Annotated in this window: 20 protein-coding genes and 1 tRNA gene; 11 read left to right on the forward strand and 10 right to left on the reverse strand. The window is 66.8% G+C overall.

The window, feature by feature from the left end; all coding sequences use genetic code 11:
* Positions 1–37: 37 nt before the first annotated feature.
* Positions 38–547, reverse strand: a complete 510-nt coding sequence (locus tag IBJ06_RS04305) for a hypothetical protein (RefSeq protein WP_292157610.1) — start codon at positions 545–547, stop codon at positions 38–40.
* A 140-nt stretch (positions 548–687) separates the two neighbouring features.
* On the opposite strand from IBJ06_RS04305, the gene IBJ06_RS04310 reads away from it, so the two are divergent.
* On the forward strand, positions 688–2,277 hold the full coding sequence (locus tag IBJ06_RS04310) for an NAD(P)/FAD-dependent oxidoreductase (RefSeq protein ID WP_292157612.1): 1,590 nt from the start codon (positions 688–690) through the stop codon (positions 2,275–2,277).
* On the opposite strand, the gene IBJ06_RS04315 is transcribed toward IBJ06_RS04310, so the two are convergent.
* Together IBJ06_RS04315 and IBJ06_RS04320 are read right to left on the reverse strand one after the other, a co-directional pair.
* Complete coding sequence (locus tag IBJ06_RS04315; protein ID WP_292157614.1) at positions 2,264–2,644, reverse strand: response regulator; 381 nt, start codon at positions 2,642–2,644, stop codon at positions 2,264–2,266. The genes IBJ06_RS04310 and IBJ06_RS04315 overlap by 14 nt on opposite strands.
* Positions 2,637–4,148, reverse strand: coding sequence for an HWE histidine kinase domain-containing protein (locus IBJ06_RS04320; protein WP_292157616.1), 1,512 nt, complete (start codon positions 4,146–4,148; stop codon positions 2,637–2,639). Before IBJ06_RS04320 ends, IBJ06_RS04315 begins: the two co-directional genes overlap by 8 nt.
* A 110-nt stretch (positions 4,149–4,258) precedes the next feature.
* Here IBJ06_RS04320 and IBJ06_RS04325 point away from each other — a divergent pair, with 110 nt between their 5' ends.
* The gene (locus IBJ06_RS04325; protein WP_292157618.1) at positions 4,259–5,800 is read left to right on the forward strand and encodes a carboxylesterase family protein; all 1,542 of its coding nucleotides are present in this window, start codon (positions 4,259–4,261) and stop codon (positions 5,798–5,800) included.
* A 34-nt stretch (positions 5,801–5,834) separates the two neighbouring features.
* On the opposite strand, the gene IBJ06_RS04330 is transcribed toward IBJ06_RS04325, so the two are convergent.
* The 4 genes from IBJ06_RS04330 to IBJ06_RS04345 form a co-directional block, all read right to left on the reverse strand.
* A complete protein-coding gene (locus tag IBJ06_RS04330) occupies positions 5,835–6,251 on the reverse strand; it encodes a GFA family protein (RefSeq protein ID WP_292157620.1) in 417 nt (138 codons plus the stop codon).
* Positions 6,252–6,277: 26 nt separating this feature from the next.
* Entirely contained in the window at positions 6,278–6,736 is a 459-nt protein-coding gene (locus IBJ06_RS04335; protein WP_292157622.1) for an SRPBCC domain-containing protein, read from the reverse strand.
* A 62-nt stretch (positions 6,737–6,798) separates the two neighbouring features.
* Positions 6,799–7,263 (reverse strand): SRPBCC family protein, encoded by a 465-nt coding sequence (locus tag IBJ06_RS04340; protein ID WP_292157624.1) that lies wholly within the window; start codon positions 7,261–7,263, stop codon positions 6,799–6,801.
* Positions 7,260–7,580: a metalloregulator ArsR/SmtB family transcription factor gene (locus IBJ06_RS04345; RefSeq protein WP_292157625.1), complete on the reverse strand. Its 321-nt coding sequence runs from the start codon at positions 7,578–7,580 to the stop codon at positions 7,260–7,262. The genes IBJ06_RS04340 and IBJ06_RS04345 overlap by 4 nt, the downstream gene beginning before the upstream one ends.
* A 502-nt stretch (positions 7,581–8,082) precedes the next feature.
* Between IBJ06_RS04345 and IBJ06_RS04350 the strand changes: the two genes are divergently transcribed.
* The 7 genes from IBJ06_RS04350 (at position 8,083) to IBJ06_RS04380 (ending at position 20,021) form a co-directional block, all read left to right on the forward strand.
* Positions 8,083–9,171 carry a LacI family DNA-binding transcriptional regulator gene (locus IBJ06_RS04350; RefSeq protein ID WP_292157627.1) on the forward strand — a complete coding sequence of 363 codons (1,089 nt, stop codon included), beginning with the start codon at positions 8,083–8,085 and terminating at the stop codon, positions 9,169–9,171.
* Between the two features lies 1 nt (position 9,172).
* On the forward strand, positions 9,173–12,214 hold the full coding sequence (locus IBJ06_RS04355; RefSeq protein WP_292157630.1) for a carboxypeptidase regulatory-like domain-containing protein: 3,042 nt from the start codon (positions 9,173–9,175) through the stop codon (positions 12,212–12,214).
* 99 nt (positions 12,215–12,313) lie between these two features.
* Positions 12,314–13,750, forward strand: coding sequence for a glucoamylase family protein (locus tag IBJ06_RS04360; RefSeq protein ID WP_292157632.1), 1,437 nt, complete (start codon positions 12,314–12,316; stop codon positions 13,748–13,750).
* Positions 13,747–15,024, forward strand: a complete 1,278-nt coding sequence (locus IBJ06_RS04365; protein WP_292157634.1) for a sugar ABC transporter substrate-binding protein — start codon at positions 13,747–13,749, stop codon at positions 15,022–15,024. The genes IBJ06_RS04360 and IBJ06_RS04365 overlap by 4 nt, the downstream gene beginning before the upstream one ends.
* On the forward strand, positions 15,021–15,974 hold the full coding sequence (locus IBJ06_RS04370; RefSeq protein ID WP_292157636.1) for a sugar ABC transporter permease: 954 nt from the start codon (positions 15,021–15,023) through the stop codon (positions 15,972–15,974). Before IBJ06_RS04365 ends, IBJ06_RS04370 begins: the two co-directional genes overlap by 4 nt.
* Positions 15,971–16,807 (forward strand): carbohydrate ABC transporter permease, encoded by an 837-nt coding sequence (locus IBJ06_RS04375; RefSeq protein WP_292157638.1) that lies wholly within the window; start codon positions 15,971–15,973, stop codon positions 16,805–16,807. Before IBJ06_RS04370 ends, IBJ06_RS04375 begins: the two co-directional genes overlap by 4 nt.
* A 16-nt stretch (positions 16,808–16,823) precedes the next feature.
* Positions 16,824–20,021: a discoidin domain-containing protein gene (locus tag IBJ06_RS04380; protein WP_292157640.1), complete on the forward strand. Its 3,198-nt coding sequence runs from the start codon at positions 16,824–16,826 to the stop codon at positions 20,019–20,021.
* 288 nt (positions 20,022–20,309) lie between these two features.
* On the opposite strand, the gene ugpC is transcribed toward IBJ06_RS04380, so the two are convergent.
* The 3 genes from ugpC to IBJ06_RS04395 form a co-directional block, all read right to left on the reverse strand.
* Positions 20,310–21,422: a sn-glycerol-3-phosphate ABC transporter ATP-binding protein UgpC gene (gene ugpC, locus IBJ06_RS04385; RefSeq protein ID WP_292157642.1), complete on the reverse strand. Its 1,113-nt coding sequence runs from the start codon at positions 21,420–21,422 to the stop codon at positions 20,310–20,312.
* A 188-nt stretch (positions 21,423–21,610) separates the two neighbouring features.
* Positions 21,611–21,685: transfer RNA gene (locus tag IBJ06_RS04390), tRNA-Val, on the reverse strand.
* A gap of 22 nt (positions 21,686–21,707) precedes the next feature.
* Positions 21,708–22,427, reverse strand: a complete 720-nt coding sequence (locus tag IBJ06_RS04395; RefSeq protein ID WP_292157644.1) for an HAD hydrolase-like protein — start codon at positions 22,425–22,427, stop codon at positions 21,708–21,710.
* A gap of 76 nt (positions 22,428–22,503) precedes the next feature.
* Between IBJ06_RS04395 and glmU the strand changes: the two genes are divergently transcribed.
* The gene (gene glmU, locus IBJ06_RS04400; protein WP_292157645.1) at positions 22,504–23,868 is read left to right on the forward strand and encodes a bifunctional UDP-N-acetylglucosamine diphosphorylase/glucosamine-1-phosphate N-acetyltransferase GlmU; all 1,365 of its coding nucleotides are present in this window, start codon (positions 22,504–22,506) and stop codon (positions 23,866–23,868) included.
* Positions 23,869–23,935: 67 nt separating this feature from the next.
* Positions 23,936–24,619 carry a ribose-5-phosphate isomerase RpiA gene (gene rpiA / locus IBJ06_RS04405; RefSeq protein ID WP_292157647.1) on the forward strand — a complete coding sequence of 228 codons (684 nt, stop codon included), beginning with the start codon at positions 23,936–23,938 and terminating at the stop codon, positions 24,617–24,619.
* Positions 24,620–24,823: the final 204 nt, after the last annotated feature.

Consider the following 24,823-nt stretch of genomic DNA (forward strand, 5'->3'; position numbering starts at 1 on the left):
GATCCCTTTGCTACACGTGTGCGGTGGCTGTGGCCACTCAGGTCAGCGAGCAGTTGATCACGTTCTGGGCCCGCTGCGGCCCCGGCAGATGCCCCACGGCGCTGCCCGGCAGGCTGCTGAGATCATAGACAAAGGCTTGAAGATCATAGACGCTGCGGATGAACCCCTGATCGCGCAGCACCCGCACGCCCCAGCAGTCCGCATTGGTCTCGCTGTTATAGGGGCCGAGCGCGTGGTGCCCGCATTCGTGGGCGAACCACCACACCTGCACCAGCGGCTGAAAGCGGGCCAAAACATCAGGGTTCATGACGATGATCGGCCGACCGTTCCTTACGCGGGTCGCAATCCCCACGTTGTTGAGGCCCCTGGTCATGTAGATGCGCACGGGCTCGCCATAGAAGCTGACGCAGTTGAGCGGGACCCCGGCGATGTTGACCTGCCACATGCCACCGTCCTGGGCGCGGGCCGGGTCGGGGCCGGACGTCAGCGCGACCAGGGGCAGGGCAAGCGACAGAACGCCGCCAAGGATACGTCTGGACCGAACCATTCTTCCCTCCATCCGGCCTCCCTTCTGAACCGGTAAAGCCGTCCTGTCGACCGATCGGCTGCAAGCGGCAGCGGGGAAACGATTCCCTCGCGCCCGCGCCCGGACTAAGCTTTCGCGGGTAGCAGGCGAAGCGAGGCAGGATGGCGCGCGAGGCGTGGGATGCGGTGGTGCTGGGCGGTGGCCACAACGGGCTGGTCTGCGCCTGGTACATGGCGCGCGCCGGGCTGAAGGTGCGGGTTCTGGAGCGGCGCTCTGTGGTCGGCGGCGCGGCGGTGACCGAAGAATTCCACCCTGGCTATCGCAACTCGACTGCCAGCTACACCGTCAGCCTGCTCAATCCAAAGGTCATCGCCGACATGCAGCTGGCGCGCCATGGACTGCGCGTGGTCGAGCGGCGCATGTCGAACTTCCTGCCCCTGCCGGACGGCGACAGCCTGTCGGTGGGCGAGGGGGGGCTGACGGCGCGGGAAGTGGCCCGCTTCTCGCCGCGCGATGCGGCGCGGCTGGATGACTATGGCCGCCGGCTGGACGCGGTCGCCGATGTGCTGCGCGATCAGGTGCTGAAAGCCCCGCCCAATCTGACCCCCGGTCTGGGCCTCGCCAGCCTCGGGCCTGCGATTGCCGCGGGGGCGCTGGGCCTGCGGGTCAAGACGCTGGATCAGACCACCCAGCGCGATCTGGTCGACCTGTTCACCCGTTCGGCCGGGGAATGGCTGGACGGCTGGTTCGAAAGCGACCCGATCAAGGCCCTGTTCGGGTTCGACAGCGTGGTCGGGGCATATGGCAGTCCCTGGACCCCGGGCTCGGCCTATGTCCTCCTTCACCATGTGTTCGGCGAGGTGAATGGCAAACGCGGCGCCTGGGGCCATGCCCTCGGCGGCATGGGTGCCATCACCCGGGCCATGGCCGCCGCCTGTGTCGAGGCGGGGGTCCAGATCACCCTGGATGCTCCTGTGGCCGAAGTGCTGACGGAAAAGGGCCGGGCCGTGGGCGCGGTTACTGAGGCCGGAGAGGTGGTGCGCGGCCGCGCGGTCGTCTCGAACCTGCATCCGCGCCTGTTGTTTGATCGTCTGGTCGACCCGGCGATCGTGCCCTCTGATTTCCGCGAGCGCATGGATCGGCATGTGTCAGGCTCGGGCACATTCCGCATGAACGTGGCGCTGGATCGCCTGCCGGACTTCACCGCGCTGCCGGGGAAGGGGGACCACCTGACGGCCGGCATCATCATCGCACCCAGCCTGGACTATATGGACCGCGCATACCAGGACGCGCGCCGCGACGGCTGGTCCCGCCAGCCGATCGTCGAAATGCTGATCCCCTCGACCCTCGACGACAGCCTCGCGCCCGAGGGACACCACGTGGCCAGCCTGTTCTGCCAGCACGTCGCGCCCGACCTGGCCGACGCGCACCGAGACACGGTCGCCGACCTGATGATCGATACGGTTGAGGCTCATGCCCCGGGCTTCAGGGCGTCAATTGTGGGCAGGCTGGCACTGGGCCCGCGCGATCTGGAGCGGCGGTTCGGCCTGATCGGGGGCGACATCTTCCATGGCCGCCTCAGCCTCGATCAGCTGTTCAGTGCCCGCCCTGTGCTGGGGCATGCCGACTATCGCATGCCTGTTCCCGGTCTTTATCTGTGCGGCTCCGGTGCCCATCCCGGCGGGGGCGTGACCGGTGCGCCCGGGCACAACGCAGCCCGTGCGGTGGTTCGCGATCTCAGGCGTATCTGACGTCCAGCACCCGCATCAGGGCATCCCGGATCATCGCCTCGGTATAGGGCTTCTGGACCGTCGGTCGACCGGCCCAGTCCTCGGCCAGTCCGCCCTGGCCATAGCCGGTTGAGAATACCAGCGGCACGCCCTTGCGATCCAGGGCCTCGGCCACGGGATAGACGGTCTGGCCGGCGACATTGACGTCCAGCAGGGCCACGTCCGGCGCGGTGTCACCCGCGACGAGCTCCAGGGCGTCCTCCACGCGCGCCGCCGTGCCGAAAATCGTGCAGCCCATGTCCTCGAGCATGGTCTCCAGCAGCATGGCGACCAGGGACTCGTCCTCGACGACCAGCACCTTTCGGCCTTCCAGCCCGGGATTACTCATGGCGCATTCTCTCGAGAGGAAAGGTCAGTGAAAAGATCAATCCGTCAGGGGCATAGTCGAAGCGGCACTGTCCCGCCAGATCATGACGCACATTCCGCTCCATCAGACGGCTGCCAAAGCCCTTGTGCTCGGAGACCGCGACCGGCGGGCCGTCGATTTCGCGCCAGACCAGCGACACCTGGCCATCCTGCACGGACCAGTCGACCAGAACCCGTCCGTCTCCTGACTGCAGGGCCCCGTGTTTGGCGGCATTGGTGGCCAGTTCGTGGAAGATCATCCCCAGGGACAGGGCCTGGGCCGGGTCCAGCGAAACGGCCGGTCCGTTCGGCAGGATACGCGTGGCCCCGTGGGCTTCGGTCTCGTGCGTCAGAATATCGGCCAGCTCCGCCCCCTCCCAATGGGTGCGGGTCAGAAGGTTGTGCGTATGGGACAGCGACATCAGGCGCGCCTGGAACCCTTCGGCGAAGCTTTCGGGGTCGGCGTGTGTCCGGGCGGTCTGCATGGCGATCGACTGAACTGTCGCCAGCGTGTTCTTCACGCGGTGGTTCAACTCGTCGATCATCAGCTTCTGCCGGTTGCCGGCCTCGACGACATCGGTCACGTCGTGCCCTTGCACGAACACGCCCGCCACATCGCCCTGACCGTCGCGCAACGGCTGATAGACGAAGTTCAGATAGTGGGTGCGCAGCGCGCCGTCCGGTCCGCTGCTCAGCTGCACCGGCATGGCGCGACCCTCGAACGTCTCGCCGGTATCGCGCACCTGTTTCAGCAGATCCAGAAAGCCCTGGGCCACGATCTCGGGCATGGCCTCGACCATAGGCCTGCCGTTGAGCGATCGGTGGCCCGTCAGTTCGGCATAGGCCTCATTGTGCATCTGGAAGACAAAGTTCGGCCCGGTCAGTACCGCGATGAAGCCCGGTGTCTGCATGAAGATGTCGAGCAGGCGGTTGCGTTCTGACTGCAGGCGCAGGTTGTCGCTCTGCAGATGCTCGGCGCGGGCCATGACGTTGCTGCTCAGCAGGTCCATGACCGTGGCCTTGTCCTGGTCACCCAGCACCCGTTTCCGCAGGTTCTGCAGTTCGGTGATGTCCATGGTGTGCTGCAGGATATAGGCGACCTTGCCGTCCGCCCCCCGGATCGGCGTGTGGGTTGCGCTCCAATAGCGATCCTCGATCCGCGTCAGGCCATCCGCATCGGTGACTTCAATGGGATAGTGGATCAGCGCCAGATGGTCGGGCTCTCCGTTCTTCAGAACCCGCTCGAACGATGCCCGCAGTTGACGGGCGTTCTCGTGCGCCTGCTCGCTCTGTCCGCCCCCGTCGAACAGGTCGAACAGATTGCGCCCGATCAGGTCTTCCCGCTCGCGTCCGACGGCATCCAGATAGGCCTGGTTGACCCCCGCATAGCAGAAGTCGCGGGTCAGCATGGTGTAGGGATTGGGCGATGCATCGAACGCGCGCGCCATGTCCCGCGCCGCGACATCACTCAACTCAAGATACTTCAATCGGCAGCCCCCTCGACGAAGCTGTCGAAACGCCCGAGTCCGACAGGGGTTCCCAGGACATGTCAAGCGACCGGCTTGGGATTGACGGGTCAGCCGTCTAGGATCGCAGGATGATGCTTTCCGGACTGATTTCCCTGATGATGGTCCTTGCGCCCGTGTCTGTCCCTGCACCCGATCCCGTCGACACTGTCCGGCTGGAAAACGGCATCGTTCAGGGCGTGGTGACGCAAGATGTGGTGGCGTTCAAGGGGCTGCCCTATGCCGCGCCCCCGGTGGGCGAGCGGCGCTGGCGTCCCCCGGCCCCGGCCGCAGACTGGTCGGGCGTGCGCGACGCCACGGATTACGGGGCCATCTGTATCCAGCCACCCGCGAACGGCGATCCCGGCGTCGGCCCCCTGCCGATGAGCGAGGACTGCCTCACCCTCAATGTCTGGGCCCCGGTCGAACGTCCGGGCCCGCTGCCCGTCATGGTCTGGATTCACGGCGGGGGGTACAGCAACGGCTCAGGCACCGCAGCCCTCTATGACGGCAGTGCGCTGGCCCGTCGCGGCGTGGTGGTGGTGACAATCAACTATCGCCTCGGCCGTCTGGGCTTCTTCGATCACCCGGCCCTGGCCGCGGAACGACCCGCCGGTGAACCGGCGGCCAACTATGGCGTCATGGACCAGATCGCCGCGCTCGAATGGGTCCGTCGCAACATCGCGACTCTGGGCGGTGACCCCGGCAACGTCACCATCTTCGGCGAGTCGGCGGGCGGCGTCGCGGTCACCCAGTTGATGATTGCCCCCTCCGCACGCGGCCTGTTCCACAAGGCCATCGTCCAGTCGGGCCTCGGCCGTCAGCGATCGGCCCAGCTTGCGCTTGACCGCCCCGGCCGACCCTCGGCCCAGTCGCTGGGGGTCGCCTTCGCCCGCAGCGCCCGCCTGCCTGCCGAGGTCGATGCGGTGCAACTGCGCGCCGTGCCCGCCGAGGCCCTGCTCAGCCCCATGCCGGCCTTCTACTCGGATAATCTGATTGTCGACGGCATCATCCTCACCGAAGATGTGGTCGAGGCCTTCGCCGCCGGGCGTCAGGCCCCGGTGCCCCTGATGCTTGGCACCAACAGCGCGGAGTTCTGGTGGATCCGCCCCACGGACGCCGGGGCCTACGGCCGCACCGACGATGCCATGACCACCGCCGAGCACGACGCCCTGCTGGCGGCCTACGGCGGCCCCGACGGCTATGACGCCCATGTGGTCAGCGACCTGATCTTCAACGAGCCGGCCCGCCATCTGACGCGCCTGCACGCCGCAGCCGGGCATCCGACCTTCCTCTACCGGTTCGACGTGGTGGCGGATTCCAACCCCGAGCCCAGCGGCGGGGCGACCCATGCCTCCGAACGTCCCTATGTGTTCGACACCCTGGACACGGTCGGACGGCCCCTGGGCCAGAGAGATCAGGACGCCGCCGACGCCATGGCCGGCTACTGGACCCGTTTCGCGAGGGCCGGCGATCCAAACACCCCTTCCGCGGTTGTCTGGCCGGACCTGCGCTCTGCCCCGGATCAGCTTCTGGAGTTCACCAATGACGGTCCCGTTGCCCGACCGATGCCTCATGCCGACCGGCTGGACCTGATCGAAGCCTTCTACGCCCGGGTCCGCCCCGCAGGTTAGCCCTTCGTCCAAATCGCCCTGGGCGTCAGGCGGGTCAGCCCGGGACCATGCGCTCGAAGACCGGCAGCGCCGGATCGAGGGTGTCCCATGTCTGGGCACGGACGCCGTAGGTGACCGCCTGCGGAACGAACAGGCCGGGATCGTCCAGACTCGCCGCATGGACCGCGATCAGGTCCGGCATGGCAGCAAAGGTCAGATAGACCGGCGTGCCGCAGGCCGGGCAAAAGGCGTGCCGCTTTTCGTTGCCGCTGTCGGCGACAATCCCCCATGCCCGCGCCTCGCCCGTCACCTTCACCCCGTCGCGGCCCGAGAAGGAGAGGTAGGAGCCGTGACCGGTGCCACTCCTCGTCTGACAGTCCCGGCACTGGCAATGGTTCTGGAAGACGGGTTCGCGGCGCGTCTCATAGCGGATCGCGCCACAGGCACATCCGCCGGAATATATCCTGGTCATGGTGATGCTCACGTTCTGTCGCGCCTTCAGGCGGCGGGGGCCGCCAGTTCGGGCAGTTCGGTCCTGCCCGTCTCGATCAGTTCCTTGAGGCTGCCCTGTATCAGGGCGGTCCAACTGTCCGAGCAGGTGTCAAAGCACTCGACGTTCGGCTTGAGGCCGACATGGGTGAACACGATTTCTGTGCCCGCACCTTTGCGCGCGATGTCGAATGCAATGGTCGTGCCGGTCCATTCGCTCCTGTCGTCGACGTAGTTCAGCACGCTTTCAAGCACCCGCCAGGCAACCCGCTTGCCGGGCACCAGTTCGCTCACCTGCTGCCTCGAATAGTGCAGATCCTCGTAGCGGTAGGTGAAGGTTTCGCCGAGTCGGGCGGGGTTGCCTTCATGCTGTCCGCTCCACCAGGCGCGCGGAGTGGTGATGGCGGCAAAGACCACTTCGGGGCCTTGGGCGACCCGGAAGGAGGTCGTGAAATCGGGACCGGACATTGTGTCTCTCTGTTGAAAATGGGCGCGCGGCGCGGTGCCCGCGTTGCCGACTCCCTCAGTCGCTAGGCGGCTTTCGGTTTGGCGAAGATGTCCAGACCGGCACCGGTCTCGACGAAGGACTTCAGGCTGGACAGGACGACCGGCCAGCCCCGGGTGACGCCCGTTTCCATGCCGCTGCCGACGATGAGGTCGTCGTGGGAAACGGTCAGCCGCACCATGTCCTCATACTCCTCGATGCCGAAGGTGACGCGGCTGTAGGCGTCGCGATCCGCTTCCTGGGAGGCGTTGGCCCAGGTCATGACGAGGCGCGAGGGCGGGCAGACTTCGACGACCTCGCCGACCAATTCCACGGTGCGTGCGTCGTTGGCGCGGATGTGCTGCCACTTCGAGCCGGGCTGCCAGTCGGACACGTTCTCGTGCCCCCAGTAACGGCGGGCCAGCTCGGGCCGGGTGATCGCCTCGAACACCTTTTCGGGCGTCGAGCGGATATAGGTCACATAGACGAAGCGGGTCTTCTGCAGGGTCATTCCGGATTTCCTTCCAGGTCCTTCTTCAGGTCGTGCAGCAGGCTCAGCCGCTGGCGTTCGAACTTGCGTACCCACCGCTCGTAGACGTCGTGCAGGGGCACCGGGTTGATGAAATGCAGCTTCTCGCGGCCGCGCCGTGTTGTGCTCACAAGATTGGCGTCCTCCAGGATGCCGAGATGCTGCGTGACCGACTGCCGGGCCATGTCGAGATGGTCGCAGAGCTGGCCGAGCGTCTGCCCGTTCCGCTCGGCCAGAAGATCGAGCAGCTTGCGGCGTGTCGGGTCGGCCAGTGCCTTGAAAACCTTGTCCGTGTCCATCGCTCTCAATCGGTGTTGCCGGCCAATATGCAGGTAAATACCTGCATGTCAAGTCCACCTTCGACCGCCTGGCAGGGCGCACTGCCACCCCGTTCCGCAGGTCGCGTTCGAAGATCGGTCGCTTTCCCGTGACATTTTGGACCGAACTGTGACGCAGTGACCCCAGGCCGCCGGCCATCTGCACCGGCCCGGTCGACCGCTCCCGTCGGCCGAACGGGGACTGAAAAACACCAGAGTTTACAATGTTAACGGTGTTATCCAAACGCGCGATCCGGCCCCGTGCATCGGGCGATGAGCGTGGGGGAAGGGGGGTGTGGCCCGCCCACCCCGGGCACCTGTGTCTAATTCGGGGCACTTGCGCGTTTCATGACTCGTGTGTCATGTAACCGATTACACGATCTGACCGACGAACCTCGCCAAGGGGTCGGCACGGCTGGATCGTTCAGGGAGCCCGAAGCGTGACGTTCGATCCAGACCCTTCGCCAGTCCGCGAGGCCGGAAAATGAAACCGGCTACAATTCGCGATGTGGCGCGTCATGCCCAGGTTTCTGTGGCCTCGGTCTCGCGCGCCCTGAACGGCTCGGACACCGTCACCGAGGAAACCCGCAAGCGAATTCTCGAGTCGGCCGAAGCCCTGCAGTACGTGCCCCACAGCGGTGCCCGCAGCCTGTCGACCAGCAAGACCAACACCCTCGGCATCATCCTGCCCGACCTGTACGGAGAGTTCTTCTCAGAACTGATCCGGGGCATGGATCTGGCCGCGCGCGAGCACGGCTATCACCTGATCGTCTCCAGCTCGCATGACGATGCCGACGGTGCCGCCGCCGCGATCCGCTCGATGCGCGGCCGGGTGGATGGCCTGTTCGTCCTGTCGCCCCAGATCGACTCGGCCAATCTGGCCACCGCCATGGCCGGACGCCTGCCCGTGGTGCTGATGCACGGCGGGGCGGCCGAAAGCACCCTCCCGTCGATCGTGGTCGACAACAACGGCGGCGCGCATGCGGCCGTGGACCATCTGCTGGCCACGGGATGCCGCTCGATTGCCCACATCGCCGGTCCGGCCGGCAACCTCGAGGCCGAGGCCCGTCTGGCCGGCTACCTCGAAGCCATGGCCGAGGCCGGACTTGAGCCGCATGTCGTCGAGGGCGACTTCAACCAGGGCTCCGGCCATGCCTCGGCCCGCGCCCTGATGGCGGCCCCGCGTCGCTTCGACGGCGTCTTCTGCGGTAATGACATGATGGCCATCGGGGCGCTGCTGGCCTTCCAGGAGGCGGGCGTGCGCTGCCCCGAGGATGTCGCCGTGGTCGGCTTCGACGATGTGCCGATCGCCGCCCTCGTCAGGCCCGGTCTGACCACGCTCAGAATTCGCATCGCCGAGACCGGTCGCCGCGCCCTGCAGCGGCTGGTCGATCAGATCGGGACCGCGCAGGCCGGACGAGAGGCGACCGGGTCGTCCTCCATCTGCGAGGTCGTTCGACCTGAACTCGTAATCCGCACGTCCACCCGGGCGTCGGTCTCAACCACGCGCGCGACGGACGGGCGGCCGTCGGGCGTGACCGCTTCCGCTCAGGGGGAAAACCAGGATGGCTAAAATGAACATTCGATATCTGGGGGCGGTCTCCGCCCTCGCCATGGCCGTGTCGCTGGGCATGGCTGGAACGGCCACGGCCCAGGTGGCGACGTCCACCATCCGGGGTGCGGTCACCGACGGCGGTGCGGCGGAAGCCGGCGCCACGATCGTGGCCCGCGATGTGGCTTCGGGCTTCACCTCGCGGACCACCGCCAATGCCAACGGCGGCTATGTCCTGTCGGGTCTGCGCCCCGGCACCTATCAGATCACGGTCACGACGGCCGAGGGTGAAACCGCCACCGACGTCGTCACCATCGGCGTCGGCCAGGTCGGCGATCTGGATCTGGACGTCGGCGGTACCGTCGTCGCTGGCACGCCCGGTGGCACCAGCGTGGATGACATCGTGGTCGTGGGTCGTCGCCTGCCCGAGGTCCGCACCCCGGAAATCGCGACCAACGTCACCACCCAGCAGATCGAGACCCTGCCGCAGATCAACCGCAACTTCCTGAACTTCGCCGCCCTGGCCCCGGGCGTGCGTGTCTCGGTCAATGAGCAGGAGCAGACCATCACTGCGGGCGGTCAGCGCGCCGAGTCGGTCAATGCCTTCATCGATGGCGCCAGCCTGAAGTCGAACGTCATCGCGGGGGGCATCATCGGCCAGGACGACAGCCGCGGGAACCCCTTCCCCCAGGCCGGCATCCAGGAGTTCCGGGTCGTCAGCCAGAACTTCAAGGCCGAGTATGAACAGGCCTCGTCGGCCATTATCACGGCGGTGACCCGCTCGGGCACCAACGAATTCCAGGGCGAAATCTTCGGCTCGTACCGCGACGAGAGCCTGATCGCGCAGGATGTGTTCGCCCGCCGTCGGGGTGACGACAAGGTTGACCTCAGCGTCGAGCAGTGGGGTGTGGCCTTCGGCGGCCCCATCATCCGGGACCGGCTGCACTTCTTCGGCACCTATGAGCGCAAGGAAGAAAACCGCGCCAATGTGGTCAACCTCGGCCGCCAGGACCCGCGCTTCCAGACCCAGTTCGGTCAGTATGTCGGCACCTTCGCCGCGCCCTTCGAGGAAGACCTGTTCTTCGGCAAGCTCAGCTGGCAGCCTCGGGAAGGCCATCTGGTCGACTGGAGCGTCACCTACCGTGACGAGTTCGATATCCGCGACTTCGGCGGTGCGGATTCCTACGAGCGCGCCAACAATCTCAGCCAGCAAACCCTGACCAGCAACCTGCGCTGGCAGTGGCAGGGCAATGGCTTCCTCAACGAGCTGGCCGTCGACTACCGGGATTACAACTATAACCCCGGCGCCCTGAACTTCTCGGATGTCGGCCAGAGCTACCGCCTGTTCGAGAACGACACCAATCCGACCCTGCCGGGCTTCCAGCCGGACTATTTCGGCGGGGCCACCATCATCAACCTGGGCGGTCGTGACAGCACCCAGGACATCAACGATCGGGCCCTGACGCTCCGCAACGATCTGACCTTCAACCAGCTGGAAATGAACGGCTTCCACACCGTCAAGATCGGCGCCAAGGTCTCGATGCAGAACTATGAGGTCCTGAAGCAGTTCGGCCGCAACCCGTTCTTCTACTTCGATGTCGACGGTCGCCCGGAACTGAGCGGTTCGACCACCGTGCCTTATCGCGTCGAACTGGGCCGCTCCTTCCCGAACGTCGATCTGGATAACACGGTGATCGGCCTGTACGTCCAGGATGACTGGCAGCTGACCGACAAGCTCGAGATCAACCTCGGCCTCCGTTGGGACTATGAGTCCAACTCCAATAACAAGGACTATGTCACCCCGGCCGCCGTGGTGGCGGGTCTGGACCAGTGGATCGCCTCGACCGACGGCGGCAAGCCGGCCGGCTATGCTCCCAGCTGGTTCAACCGCGACGACTATATCTCGACCGGCGACAACCGTGATCCCTTCATGGGCGCCTTCCAGCCCCGGATCGGCTTCTCGTACGATGTGTTCGGGGATCGCCGCACGGTGATCTTCGGTGGTGCCGGCCGCTACTACGACCGGATCAACTTCAACTTCTCGTACGACGAGATCGTCAAGCCGTTCGACATCCGTCAGAACGTCTTCTTCAGCACCACCGGCGGACCGCTGGGCGTGGCCTCCGGCTCTGCGGGCGACCCGATCCTGTGGCAGGAGTCCTATCGCACGGCTGCAGGTCTGGATCCGGTGTTCGCCACCATCGCCGGCAAGGGCGAGGTCTTCCTGCTCAAGAACGACTGGGAACCGCCGCGCACTGACCAGTTCAACCTCGGCATCCGCCAGCGCGTCGGTGAGTGGCAGACCGAGTTCACCCTGGCCTACGGCAAGACCGAAAACGAGTTCACCTGGCAGTATCTGACCCGCTGCCGCGAGCAGACCTTCGGTAACGACGGCGGCGGTTTCGGCGACAACGGCGGCTTCTGTGGACCGGGCGCGGCCAACCCCTACCGCGGCTATTTCGTCTCGGATCACAACAAGGAGCGCGAATTCACCGCCCTCTACGTCAAGCTGGACAAGCCCTATACCCGGGACTCCGGCTGGGGTCTGAACCTGGCCTATACCTGGTCGGAAGCGACCCAGAACGGTGGCAATGACGCCTTCTGCTTCGATTGCTTCAGCGTCGAGACCTCACCGACCCGGCCTTCGGCCAATGATGAAGAGCACCGCATCGTCGCGAACGGCATCTACGACCTGCCGTGGGACATGCAACTGTCGGGCATCCTGACCCTCGGGTCCGGCACACCGTTCGACGTCTTCGACGGGACGGGTTCCCGGTTCTACTACCGCCCCTATGGCGGACGTCCGGAGAAATACAGCTTCATCATTCCGAACGCCTTCGCCTACCGGAACCTGGACCTGCGTCTGACCAAGAACCTGGGCCTGCCGAACGGCTCCGAGCTGTCGGTCTTTGTGGACGCCATCAACGTCTTCAACTTCGACAACTACGCCGGCTTCGACGGGGGCACCGGCTCTGCCGCCAGCCCCAACCCGAACTTCGGACAGCCCTCGCGGGTGCTGTTCCCGACCCGGACCTTCCAGTTCGGCGCGCGTTACAAGTTCTGATCTCCTGAGCCTGAGGGCCGCCTCTCACCGTGCGTGGGGGGCGGCCCCTCTTTTTTTGTGTTTTCGGGTTTGCCCCGACAGTCGCGTAAAGGTGTAAGTATGGATCGCAGACGGTTTCTTCTGGCTTCAGTGGCGGGTGCAGGGCTCGTCGGGCTTGCCGCCTGCGGACGCGGCAACGGCGACGGTGCCGCGGCACCGGTCACCCTCGATGCCGATGTCGAGGAGCTGCAAAAGCGCACCTTTGACTGGTTCCGCCATGTCACCGATCCGCGCACCGGCCTGACCCCCGACCGCTGGCCCACCCCGTCCTTCTCCTCGGTCGCGGCCGTCGGCTTTGCCCTGGCCTGCTGGCCGGTCGGCGTCGAGCGCGGCTGGATGACGCGCGAGGAGGCCCGCGACATCACCCTGACCACGGTGCGCTTCTTCCATGATGCGCCCCAGGGGCCCGAGGCCACCGGCATGACGGGCTACAAGGGCTTCTTCTACCACTTCCTCGACATGGACACCGGCCACCGCTTCGGCACGACCGAGCTGTCGACAGTCGACACCGCCCTGCTGCTGGGCGGCATGCTGTTCGCCGCCCGCTATTTCGATGGCGACGACGCCGGCGAGACCGAGATCCGCCAGAAGGTCCAGACCATCTATGAGCGCGTCGAATGGGACTGGGTCGAGGTCCGCCCGCGTCGTATCACCATGGGCTGGCACCCCGAGACCGGCTTCATCGAGGCCGACTGGCATGTCTACAATGAGGGCATGATCGTCCTGCTGCTGGCGATGGGCAGCCCCACCCACCCGGTCGGCCCCGAGGTGTGGGAAGAGTGGTGCTCCGTGTACGACCGCAGCTGGACCGCCGAATACGGCACGCCGCATCTGCACTTCGGCCCGATGTTCGGCCACCAGTACAGCCACATGTTCATCGACTTCCGTGGCATCCGCGACGCCTGGATGCGCGAGAAATCGGCCGAGATCGGCGACTTCGACTATTTCGAGAACAGCGTCCGCGCCGTTGCGGCCCAGCAGTACTATGCCCGCACCAATCCCATGGGCTGGGCGGGCTATGACGATCAGATCTGGGGTCTGACGGCCTGCGACGGCCCGGGTGATTTCGTCCAGACCGTCGACGGGCGCGAGCGCGAGTTCTTCAGCTACTCGGCGCGTGGTCCGGGCGAGCGCGACGACGGCACCATTGCGCCGACCGCCGCCATGGCCTCGATGGCCTTCGCGCCGGACGCGGTCACCGCCTGCCTCAAGGCCATGAAAGCCCGCTACGGCGAGGCGCTCTACACGCAGTGGGGCTTCCTCGATTCCTTCAATCCGACCCTCAGGGAACGCGAAGGCCCGCTGATGCACGGCAAGATCGTGCCCGACATCGGCTGGGTGAACGGCGACTATCTCGGCATCGACCAGGGACCCATCGTGGTCATGATCGAGAACCATCGCACCAACCTCGTCTGGAACCACATGCACGGCGAGCCCAATCTGATCCGGGGCCTTCAGCGCGCCGGCTTCCAGGGCGGCTGGCTGGACCCGGCATGACGCTGGCCCGGCCCGACCGCAGGACGGCACTGGGCTGGCTGGCCGGATCGACCGCGGCACTGGCCACAGCGGGCTGCTCGGGCCGCAACGATGGACGCACACACCTGACCTTCTGGGCCATGGGCGCCGAGGGTACGGCCGTGCCGCAACTGGTCCCCGAGTTCGAACGCCGCAATCCGGGCATCGCGGTCGAGGTCCAGGCCGTCCCCTGGACTGCGGCCCACCAGAAGCTGCTGACCGCCTATGCCGGCGACTCCCTTCCGGACATCAGCCAGATCGGCAACACCTGGGTGTCGGAAATGGCCGCCATCGGGGCCCTGTCAGCCACCCCCGCCTTCGCCTCGGACCTGCTGACCGACCAGTTCGCGGCGGTGCTCGACACCAACCGCGTCGACGGTCAGGCCGTCGCCACGCCCTGGTATGTCGACACCCGCCTGCTGTTCTGCCGCACCGATATCCTGTCCCGCGCCGGCTATGACACCGTGCCGACCACCTGGGCCGAGTGGAAGACCGCCATGCATGCCGTCAAGCGTGCGGCGGGCGATGGCAACTTTGCAATCCTGTTGCCAGTCAATGAGTTCGAGCAACTTCTGACCTTCGGACTTCAGGCGGACGAGCCCCTGCTGGCCGATCAGGCGACGCGCGGCAACTTCTCCAGCCCCGGCTTCATCGCGGCGCTGGCCTTCTACAAAAGCCTGTTCGACGAGGGTCTGGCGCCGCTGGTGTCCGCCACCCAGATCTCGAACGTCTGGACCGAGTTCCAGCGCGGCTATTTCAGCTTCTACTTCTCCGGGCCTTGGTCGATCGGCGACTTCCGCCGCCGCCTGCCGCCCGAGACCCAATGGGCCACCGCCGGCATACCGGGCCCCACCGGCCCCGGCGCCTCGGCCCCCGGCGGTTCGTCGCTGGCGGTGTTCCACTCGACCCGCCACCCCGAGGCCGCCTGGGCCTGGGTGCGCTATCTGCTCGAGCCCGAGACCCAGGTCCGCTTCAACCAGATCACCGGCAGCCTGCCGGCCCGCGAAAGCGCTTGGTCGGCACCGGCTCTGGCCTCGGACCCCATGATCCAGCCCTTCAAGGCCCAGCTGGCACGCGCTGAAGCCGTGCCCAAGGCCCCGGAGTGGGAGCGGATCGTCACCGAGATGCAGATCGTCGCCGAGCGCATGGTGCGCGGCGAATACACGCCCGAGACCGCCGCCGCCGAGATCGACCGCCGCGCCGACCGCCTGCTTGAAAAACGCCGCTGGATGCTGGAGCGGGGAGGGGCCTCATGACCATGCGGACCGTCACGGCCCCTGCCGCCACGCGCGAGGCGACCCGTCCGCCCCGGCGCTCGGACCACCGCAAGCGGACCCGCGCCGCCTGGGGCTTTGTCGCGCCCTCGCTGATCGCCATCGGCCTGTTCTTCGTCATTCCGATGGTCTCGGCCCTGCTGCTCAGCCTGACCGATTTCGACATCTATGCGCTGGCCGACCTCAACAACCTGCGCTTCGTCGGCCTCGACAACTACCAGAACCTGCTGGGCAATTCCCTGTTCTGGGGGGCGATGAGAAATACCGTCTGGTTCAGCGTTCTGGGCGTTCCCCTGACGCTCGCCGTGTCGCTGGCCGCCGCCGTGATCCTGAACGCCCGCATGGTGCTGTGGCGGCCGATCTGGCGGGTGATGTTCTTTGCCCCCTATGTGACGACCCTGGTCGCCACGGCGGTGCTCTGGAACTATCTGCTGCACACCCGCTACGGCATCATCAACTGGGGCCTGACCTCGGTCGGCCTGCCCGCCGTGGACTGGCTGGGCCAGCCCTCGACTTCCATCCCCGCCATCCTGATGTTCGTTGTGTGGAAGACCTTCGGCTACAATATGCTGATCTTCCTGGCCGTGCTTCAGACCGTCCCGGACGAGCTTTACGAGGCCGCCCGCATCGACGGCGCCGGCCCCTGGAAACAGTTCCGCCACGTGACCCTGCCGGCCATCGCGCCGACCCTGCTGCTGGTCAGCATCATCTCGGTCGCCGCCTTCTTCCAGCTGTTCGCCGAGCCCTATGTGATGACGCAAGGGGGGCCCGCCCAGTCGACCGTGACCGTCCTCTATTTCATGTACGAAGAGGGCTTCAAATGGTGGAACCTCGGCTCCGCCTCGGCCGTCGCCTTCATCCTGTTCCTGTGCATCTTCGCCATCACCCTGATCCAGCTGTGGGTGTCGAAGCGTCTGGGGGCCACGTCATGAAGCTGAAGCCCCTGAAGCTCAAACCCCGTGTCATCGCGCTGAACCTCGCGGTCGCCTTCATCGCCCTGATGGTGTTGTTCCCGCTGGCCTGGATGGTCTCGGTCAGCTTCATGCAGACCGGCGAGGCCGCCACCTTCCCGCCGCCGCTGCTGCCCGACAACTGGACGCTCGAACACTACCGCACCCTGTTCGTGACCCAGGGCATGGGCCAGTACCTGTGGAACAGCTTCGCGCTGGCCACCATGGCCACTGTGCTGGCGCTCAGCTTCACGGTCCCGGCCGGCTACGCCTTTGCCAAGCTCAAGTTCGCCGGGCGCGACCGGCTGTTTCAACTGTTGATCGGCGCTCTGGTCATCCCGGCCCAGATCGGCACCCTGCCGCTGTTCCTGATGCTGAAGGGCATGGGGCTGGTGAACACCTATGCGGGCGCGCTGGTACCCTGGCTGGCCTCGATCTTCGGCCTGTTTCTGGTCCGCCAGTACGCCCTGTCGATCCCCGACGAAATGCTGGAAGCCGCCCGCGTCGACGGCGCGACCGAGGGCCAGATCTTCCGCCGTGTCGTCCTGCCGACCATGCAGCCGATCATCGTGACGCTGGGCCTGTTCGTCTTCCTCGGCAGCTGGAACGACTTCCTCTGGCCGCTGATCATCCTGACGGACCAGTCGAACTACACCCTGCCGGTCGCCCTGGCCGCCATGTCGCGGGAGCATGTGCAGGACATTGAAATGATGATGGCCGGATCGGTCATCACCGTCGCTCCCGTGCTGATCCTCTTCCTCGCGCTGCAGCGCTACTACATCCGGGGAATGCTGGCCGGCAGCGTCAAAGGCTGAGTAAGGAGTGCCTCGTATGTCCATGATCCGAAACGGTCTTTTGGCGACCATTGCCTGTCTTCTGGCTGTCGCTCCGGCGCTCGCCCAGGACACCCGCGTGCTTGACGCCTTCGAGACCACCGGCGCGTGGGAAGCCGACGCTTCGACCGATGTGACCTCCACCATCCGCACCGTGCCGGGGCGGGAGGGGCAGGCCCTCCGCCTCGACTTCGACTTCAATGGCCGCGCCGGTTACGCCTTTGCCGCGCGCGAGATCGACCTCGTCCTGCCCGATAATTACGAGATCAGCTTCTGGGTGCGCGGCGTCGGCCCGTCCAACACCTTCGAGGTCAAGTTTACCGACGCGGCCAATGAAAACGTCTGGTGGCGTCAGGTGTCCCGCTATGACTTCCCCGACGACTGGACCCTGTTCACCATCAAGCGCCGTCAGGTGACCAAGGCCTGGGGCCCGGGTGAAGATCCGGTCCTGCGCCGCGCCGAGCGGATGGAGTTCGTCGTGGTCGCCGCCGAGGGTGGCGCAGGCCATATCGAGATCGATCAACTGACCCTACGCGAACTGCCGCCCGAGCCCGCCGTGCCGCCGCGTCCGCTCGCGTCCGCGACGTCCGAAGCCGAGGGCTTTCCCGCGTCCAACGCCGTCGATGGCGACCCGTCCACCGTCTGGCGCACCGGGGAGGGGGCGTTCCAGAGCCTCACGCTCGACCTCGGCTATGAGCGTGAGTTCGGTGGCCTGACCCTGCAGTGGGAGCGCGACCGGGCCGCCACCCGCTACCGCGTCGAGGCCTCGAACGACGGCACGACCTGGCAGACCCTGATCGCGGTCGAGGATGCCGACGGCGGTACCGACTGGCTGCGCACGCCCGAGGCCTCGGCCCGCTATCTTCGCCTCATGCTGTTCGAGGGGGCTGAGACCTATGGCCTCGCCGACCTCGAGGTCCAGCCGCTGGCCTTCGGTGCCTCCCAGACCGCGTTCGTCACCGCCATCGCCTCGCAATCCCGTCGCGGCCAGTATCCGCGCGGGTTCCACGGCGAACAGCCCTACTGGACCCTGGTCGGCGTCGATGGCGGCGGCGAAAGCGGCCTGATGGGCGAGGACGGCGCCATCGAGCTGCGCCGCGGCGGCCCCTCGATCGAACCCTTCATCCTCGAGGACGGTCGCCTGACTACCTGGGCCGACGTCAACATCACGCAGGGGCTGCGCGACGATGACCTGCCCATGCCCTGGGTCCAGTGGCAGACGGACGGCCTCGCCCTGCGGATCGCGTCCTTTGCCGATGGCACGCCCGACAACTCCCGCCTGTTCGGTCGCTATCACCTGACCAACACCTCGGACCGCGCCCGCACCGTGACGCTCGCCCTGATGGCGCGTCCGTATCAGGTCAACGGCCCTCGCCAGTTCCTTGCCGTGCCCGGGGGCGTCGGCCCCATCGCCCGGATCGACTGGACCGGCGGCGAGCTGGTGCTCAACGACGACACGCGCGTCCGCCCACTGGTCATGCCCGACGGGGTTGCCGCCTCCATCTTCGCCTCCGGGGCCGACCCGCACAGCCTGCTGACGCGGCCCGAACGCCGCCAGTCTGCGTCCACGCGTCTGGTCGAGTCCGACGACGGCCTCATGGCCGGCGCGCTCTTCTATGAGGTCACCCTCCAGCCCGGCGAAACGCGGCAGTTCGGCTGGATGCTGCCCATGGCCGGTGTCCCTGATCCCTTGCCGGTCACCGCCTCGGCCGAGGCTGCCCTTGATTCCATCGAGGATCGCGTCGCCGCCGACTGGCGCGCCAGGATCGACCGCGTCGAGCTGATCCTGCCGCCCCGGGCCCAGGTGGTTGAGGATGTGCTGAAATCCTCGCTGGCCCACATCCTGATGTCGCGTCAGGGGCCGATCCTCCAGCCCGGAACCCGCTCCTACAACCGCTCCTGGATCCGAGACGGGGCCATGATCGCCGAGGGGCTGAACCGCCTCGGACATGCCGATATCTCGGCCGACTATCTGCGCTGGTTCGCCCCCTATGTGTTCGATAACGGCAAGGTGCCGTGCTGCGTCGACGCGCGCGGGGCCGATCCCGTCCCCGAGAACGACAGCCACGGCGAGTTCGTCTTCCTCGCCGCCGAAGTCTATCGCTACACCGGCGACCAGGCCCTGCTGCGCGACGTCTGGCCCCAGGTCGAGGGCGCCATCAATTACATGGACGAACTGCGCGCCGAGACCCGCACGGCGGAATACCAGGCCCCGGACACCCGCCACCTCTACGGCCTGCTGCCACCGACCATCAGCCACGAGGGCTATTCCGACAAGGTCGCCTATTCCTACTGGGACGACTTCTGGGGCCTGATCGGCTATCGCGACGCCGTCTTCATCGCCGATGTTCTGGGCGAGGACGTGGCCCGCACCCGTTTCGCCGCCGGCCGCGACCAGTTCAGCGCCCACATCGCCGCCGCCATCGTCGCCACCGCCGAGCACCACGACATTGACTGGATCGCGGGCGCGGCTGACCGGGGCGATTTCGACGCCACCTCGACCACCATCGCTCTGTCGCCCGGTGGCCTGATCGACGCCCTGCCGCGTGACCTGCTGCAGCGGACCTTTGATCTTTACTGGCTGAATTTCGAGGCCCGCCGCACGGGTGACTGGTCGCCGCTTACGGCCCAGGGCTGGGACGCCCGTCCCGACTGGCCCGACTATACGCCGTATGAACTGCGCGCGGTCGGCGCCTTCGTTCGCCTTGGCCAGCGCGACCGGGCCATCGCCGCGCTCGACTACTTCTTCGGCGACATGCGCCCCGTCGCCTGGAACGGCTGGGCCGAGGTCGTCGGCCGCCACGAGCGCGAGCCGCGCTTCATCGGCGACATGCCCCACGCCTGGATCAGCTCGGACTACATCCGCTCGGCGCTGGACCTGTTCGTGCACGAGCGGGACCGCGACCACGCCCTCGTGCTGGCGGCCGGCATCCCGCTGGACTGGATCGAGACGGAGGAGGGCGTCGGCATCGCCAATCTTCGCACTGCTTACGGCCCGGTCAGCTGGCACCTGCGGCAGGACGGCCGCGGCTATGTGCTCGACCTCGACACCGCGGCTACGCCCCCTGGCGGCTTCGTCCTCGCCTGGCCCGATGGCAGCGATGCCCGCACCGCCCGCATCGACGGCCGCGCGATCGACTGGTCCGGCGGCGAGCTGGTCCTTCCGCCGGGCACGCGGAGGGTCGAGCTGCGCTAAACAGGTTTCATCACAGCGACCAAGGCGATTTCACAACGGTATCGAAGCCGACACATCGTCTCCTCCCTGCCGCGCAGCGGTGGGGAGGGGGACCACGAAGTGGTGGAGGGGTTTTTCACCGCAGGTACGCCCTCAAGAGCCCCTCCGTCTACGCCCTCAAGAGCCCCTCCGTCACGGCGCTTTCGCGCCGCGCCACCTCCCCAACTTCGTCAGGGAGGAGACAGGAAAGCTCTCCCTCCGCTTCCCCGGCGTAGGCCGGGGCCCAGAGAGACTTGCAACACGGTCGGCTCAGGCCTTTTTCTGGACCTCGCCTTGCAGCCGCTGGAACGCCTTGCCGTCCACATCGAACAGATAGGCCTTGTCCGAGGGCACCTTCAGCTCCAGCCGGTCGCCCGACTTCGGTCGCGCCGACCCGGCCAACTGGGCCGTCATACTGTCCTGGCCCTCGCCGATGTCGACATAGGCATAGGTGGCATTGCCGAGCGTCTCGACAAAGTCGGCCCGCCCATGGATGGCCTCGCCCGGTCCGTCCAGCGACAGATGCTCGGGCCGGATCCCCAGCGTCAGGGTGTCGCCCGGCTTCGCACCCCCGGCCCTGACCGCCGCCCGCAGCGTATCGCCGCCCGCCGTCTTCACCACCGCACCCGCAGCCGTGGCCTCGACCAGGGTCACCGGGATCATGTTCATCTTCGGACTGCCGATGAACTCGGCCACGAAGCGGTTGCAGGGGTGCTCATACAGATCCATCGGCGCGCCGACCTGTTCGATCACCCCGCCGTTCAGCACCACGATCCGGTCGGCCAGGGTCATGGCCTCGATCTGGTCGTGCGTTACATAGACCATGGTGGTCTTCAGCCGCTGGTGCAGGGCCGCGAACTCATAGCGCATACGCACCCTGAGCGCCGCGTCCAGGTTCGACAGCGGCTCGTCGAACAGGAAGACCTCGGGCTCGCGCACAATGGCCCGGCCGATGGCCACCCGCTGGCGCTGCCCGCCCGACAGGGCCTTGGGCTTGCGGTCCAGATAGTCGGTGATGTTCAGGATGGTCGCCGCCGCATCGACGCGCCGCGCGATCTCGACCTTGTCGTGCTTGGCCAGCTTCAGGCCAAAGGCCATGTTCTCGCGCACCGTCATGTGCGGGTAGAGCGCATAGGACTGGAACACCATGGCGATGCCCCGGTCCGAGGGAGACAGATCATTCACCACCCGGTCGCCGATCATCACCTCGCCGGCGCTGACCTCCTCCAGCCCCGCGATGGTGCGCAGCAGGGTCGACTTGCCACAGCCCGAGGGGCCGACGAATACGACGAACTCTCCGTCGGCGATGTCGAGGTCGATGCCCTTCAGCACCTGCACGGTGCCAAAGTCCTTCCGCACGCCGTTGAGACCGACGCATGCCATCGCGTTTCCTGCCCTTCGTTTCTCGTTGGCGTCAACGTAACCGGTTACAGGCCCCGATCAAGCGCGGTGTCACAGGAATATGTCGCCGGCCCTTTCACGCGCCCGACCGGGCGTCGGCGAGCGTTCGCCGCCCCTCACGGAGCGGATCGCGCCAGCGGTCCTGGCGTGAGTGATGAAAAGTAGGGGAATGGTGGATGCGACAGGGATTGAACCTGTGACCCCCTCGGTGTGAACGAGGTGCTCTCCCGCTGAGCTACGCATCCGACCGGTCAGGAGGCGGGGTGTTTAGCCCGGCGATCCGGCAAGGGCAAGGCCCTGTTCGGTCTCTCGCACACAGCGCGCCACCAGCGCTGGAAAGGCATCGTAATGGTCCAGCACCGCCCAGGGCGTCATCCCGGGAATCGCCATGTCGGCATAGCCGAAGCCGACGGCCACGAACGGCAGGCCCGCGGCGTGGGCGGCCCCGGCATCCAGACTGCTGTCGCCGACCATCAGGGCGCGATCCGCCCGTCCGCCACATGCCGCGATGGCCTCCAGCAGATGCGCGGCATCGGGTTTCCGCGCCGACACCCGGTCCGGCCCGAATACACAGGCGAACAGGCCGGTCAGTCCCAGTGCGTCGGTCAGGGCCACCGACAGGTCCGTCCGCTTGTTGGTCGTCACCGCCAGCGTATGGCCCTCGGCCTTCAGCGCCGTCAGCGCTTCCACACAGCCCGGATAGGGCCGGGTCAGATCGGCGATCCGCCCGACGTACAGCTCAAGGAACAGGGCGAACCGCACATCCAGTGCCTCGGCCTCCAGCGGCGCGCCCGCCGCCGCATAGCCCCGCCGCAACAGCGCCCGCGCCCCGTGTCCGATCAGGTCGCGCCCCTGTGCCATCGGCAGGGTCGGCAGGCCATCGGTCGCCAGCACGGCATTCAGCGTGCCGATCAGGTCCGGCGCGGAATCGACCAGAGTCCCGTCAAGGTCGAACAGCAGCGTCCATCCTTTCGCCTTTGATGACATACAGCCTCCCCTTATGCCGTCTCATGCGTTATGCCGCCCGGACGATGAGACGGACGACTAGACGAGGAACGACGACGTGACCACCCACAGCCATAACGGGCCCGCGCGCGCCGCCGTCATCCTTGCCGCGGGGCAGGGCACCCGCATGAAATCCCGCCTGCCCAAGGTGCTGCACCCGGTCGGCGGGCGCGCCATGCTGGACCACGCCATCGACGCCGCCGAGGCTCTGGGCTGTGAGCGCATTGTGGTCGTCGTCGGCACCCACTCGCCCGAGGTCCGCGCCCATGTCGTCGCCCGTCTGGGCGAGGCCGCCATCGCGGTTCAGGATCCGCCCATGGGCACGGGCCACGCCGTCCTGTGTGCCCGCGAGGCGCTGAACGGGTTCGACGGACAGGTGGTCATCACCTATGGCGATGTGCCCCTGCTCAAGGCGCACGACATCGCCCCGGTGTTCGAGGCCGCCGACGCCCTGTCGGTGATCGGCTTCGAGGCCCGTGACCCCGGCGCCTATGGCCGTATGGTCATTGAGGGCGGCGAACTGACCGCGATCACCGAAGCCAAGGAGGCCTCGGCCGAGGTGTTGGCCATCCGCACCTGCAACTCCGGCGTCATGTCGGCCCCGGCGCGCGTGCTGTTCGACCTGCTGGACAAGGTCGGCAACGACAATGCCAAGGGCGAATACTATCTGACCGACGTCGTCCAGCTGGGCCGCGAGGCCGGTGTGCCGACCCGGGCCGTCATGGCGTCCGAGGACGCGGTCATGGGCGTCAACGCCCAGTCCGAACTGGCCGAGGCCGAGGCCCTGTTCCAGAAGGTCCAGCGCGACACCTTCCTCGCCCGCGGCGTCACCATGCCCGCCCCGGACACCGTCCATTTCGCCTGGGACACCGATCTGGAACCCGGCGTAGTCGTCGAGCCCTATGTCGTCTTCGGCCCCGGCGTGAAGGTCGCCTCGGGCGCCCGCATCCGCAGCTTCAGCCATCTGGAGGGCGCTGACGTCGGCGAGGGCGCCATCGTCGGCCCCTATGCCCGCCTGCGCCCCGGCGCCCGCCTCGACCGCGACGTCCACATCGGCAATTTCGTCGAGGTCAAGAACAGCCACATCGGCGAGGGTGCCAAGGCCAATCACCTGTCCTACCTCGGCGACGGCCATGTCGGCCCGCGCGCCAACATCGGCGCGGGCACCATCTTCTGCAACTATGACGGCGTGTTCAAACACAAGACCACGGTGGGCGAGGGGGCTTTCGTCGGCTCCAACAGCTCGCTGGTCGCCCCCGTCAGCATCGGCGCCGGCGCCATGACCGCCTCGGGCTCGGTCATCACCGAAGACGTCCCCGACGGCGCCCTCGCCCTCGGCCGCGCCACCCAGACCGTCAAGGACGGCTGGGCCGCCCGCTTCATGCAGATGATGACCGCCAAGAAGGCGAACCAGAAGAAATGATCCTCCCCCGACGCGCAGCTTCGGGGGAGGGGGACCGCCGAATGGCGGTGGAGGGGGCGAAATAGTCATGTCTGATTCCCAAAAACGCCTCGCCGGCGAGGCCGCCGCCCTTCGGGTCGAGGCGGGCATGAAGGTCGGGCTCGGCACCGGCTCGACCGCCGCCTGGTTCGTCAAGGCGCTGGCCGCCCGCAACCTGCCCGACCTGCGGTGCGTGCCGACGTCGGATGCCACGGCCGATCTGGCACGGGAGCTTGGCCTGACGCTCTCGACGTTGGAAGACACCCCGCGCCTCGACCTCACCGTCGACGGGGCGGACGAGGTCGGACCGGGCCTGGCCCTGATCAAGGGCGGTGGTGCGGCCCTGCTGCGCGAGAAGCTGGTGTGGGAGGCCTCGGACCGCTGCCTCGTCATCGCCGACGCGGCCAAGGTGGTGAAGACGCTCGGCACCTTTCCCCTGCCGATCGAGGTCGTCGCCTTCGGGCACAAGACCACCGGCAACCGCATCGCCGATGTACTGGCCGACCACGACATCGCCATGCCCGCCCGGGTTCGCACGGCCGAGCGGGGACTGGTGCGCACCGACGGCGGCAATCTGATCTATGACGCCAGATGCGGTGCCATCACCGACCCCAGCCGCCTCGCCGACGACCTGAAGCTGATCACCGGCGTCGTCGAACACGGCCTGTTCCTCGACCTCGCGGATGAGGCGATCATCGGGACCGACGACGGGATTGAGGTGTTGGTGCCGTGATGGGAGACTCTCGCACCACCAAGTTCACATGGAACGACATTGTCACGGCCAAGGCGGGGGCGCCGCCGGAGACAAGGCCCGGTGAGCGTGCGTGGGTGGTTGGAATCTTGCCGGAAGCTACGAGGTCTGACTCGCTTCTTGAGCAGTTTCCGACTGGTATCGTTTACGATATCGAGTTCGAAGATGGCTCGTCTGTGTCGGTAC

Source organism: Brevundimonas sp., assembly GCF_016742135.1.
GTDB lineage: Bacteria > Pseudomonadota > Alphaproteobacteria > Caulobacterales > Caulobacteraceae > Brevundimonas.

Coding starts and splice junctions, on each gene's coding strand:
- IBJ06_RS04305 (WP_292157610.1), bottom strand. CDS start 547: ATGGTTCGGTCCAGACGTATCCTTGGCGGCGTTCTGTCGCTTGCCCTG.
- IBJ06_RS04310 (WP_292157612.1), top strand. CDS start 688: ATGGCGCGCGAGGCGTGGGATGCGGTGGTGCTGGGCGGTGGCCACAAC.
- IBJ06_RS04315 (WP_292157614.1), bottom strand. CDS start 2,644: ATGAGTAATCCCGGGCTGGAAGGCCGAAAGGTGCTGGTCGTCGAGGAC.
- IBJ06_RS04325 (WP_292157618.1), top strand. CDS start 4,259: ATGATGCTTTCCGGACTGATTTCCCTGATGATGGTCCTTGCGCCCGTG.
- IBJ06_RS04330 (WP_292157620.1), bottom strand. CDS start 6,251: ATGACCAGGATATATTCCGGCGGATGTGCCTGTGGCGCGATCCGCTAT.
- IBJ06_RS04335 (WP_292157622.1), bottom strand. CDS start 6,736: ATGTCCGGTCCCGATTTCACGACCTCCTTCCGGGTCGCCCAAGGCCCC.
- IBJ06_RS04340 (WP_292157624.1), bottom strand. CDS start 7,263: ATGACCCTGCAGAAGACCCGCTTCGTCTATGTGACCTATATCCGCTCG.
- IBJ06_RS04345 (WP_292157625.1), bottom strand. CDS start 7,580: ATGGACACGGACAAGGTTTTCAAGGCACTGGCCGACCCGACACGCCGC.
- IBJ06_RS04350 (WP_292157627.1), top strand. CDS start 8,083: ATGAAACCGGCTACAATTCGCGATGTGGCGCGTCATGCCCAGGTTTCT.
- IBJ06_RS04355 (WP_292157630.1), top strand. CDS start 9,173: ATGAACATTCGATATCTGGGGGCGGTCTCCGCCCTCGCCATGGCCGTG.
- IBJ06_RS04360 (WP_292157632.1), top strand. CDS start 12,314: ATGGATCGCAGACGGTTTCTTCTGGCTTCAGTGGCGGGTGCAGGGCTC.
- IBJ06_RS04365 (WP_292157634.1), top strand. CDS start 13,747: ATGACGCTGGCCCGGCCCGACCGCAGGACGGCACTGGGCTGGCTGGCC.
- IBJ06_RS04370 (WP_292157636.1), top strand. CDS start 15,021: ATGACCATGCGGACCGTCACGGCCCCTGCCGCCACGCGCGAGGCGACC.
- IBJ06_RS04375 (WP_292157638.1), top strand. CDS start 15,971: ATGAAGCTGAAGCCCCTGAAGCTCAAACCCCGTGTCATCGCGCTGAAC.
- IBJ06_RS04380 (WP_292157640.1), top strand. CDS start 16,824: ATGTCCATGATCCGAAACGGTCTTTTGGCGACCATTGCCTGTCTTCTG.
- ugpC (WP_292157642.1), bottom strand. CDS start 21,422: ATGGCATGCGTCGGTCTCAACGGCGTGCGGAAGGACTTTGGCACCGTG.
- IBJ06_RS04395 (WP_292157644.1), bottom strand. CDS start 22,427: ATGTCATCAAAGGCGAAAGGATGGACGCTGCTGTTCGACCTTGACGGG.
- rpiA (WP_292157647.1), top strand. CDS start 23,936: ATGTCTGATTCCCAAAAACGCCTCGCCGGCGAGGCCGCCGCCCTTCGG.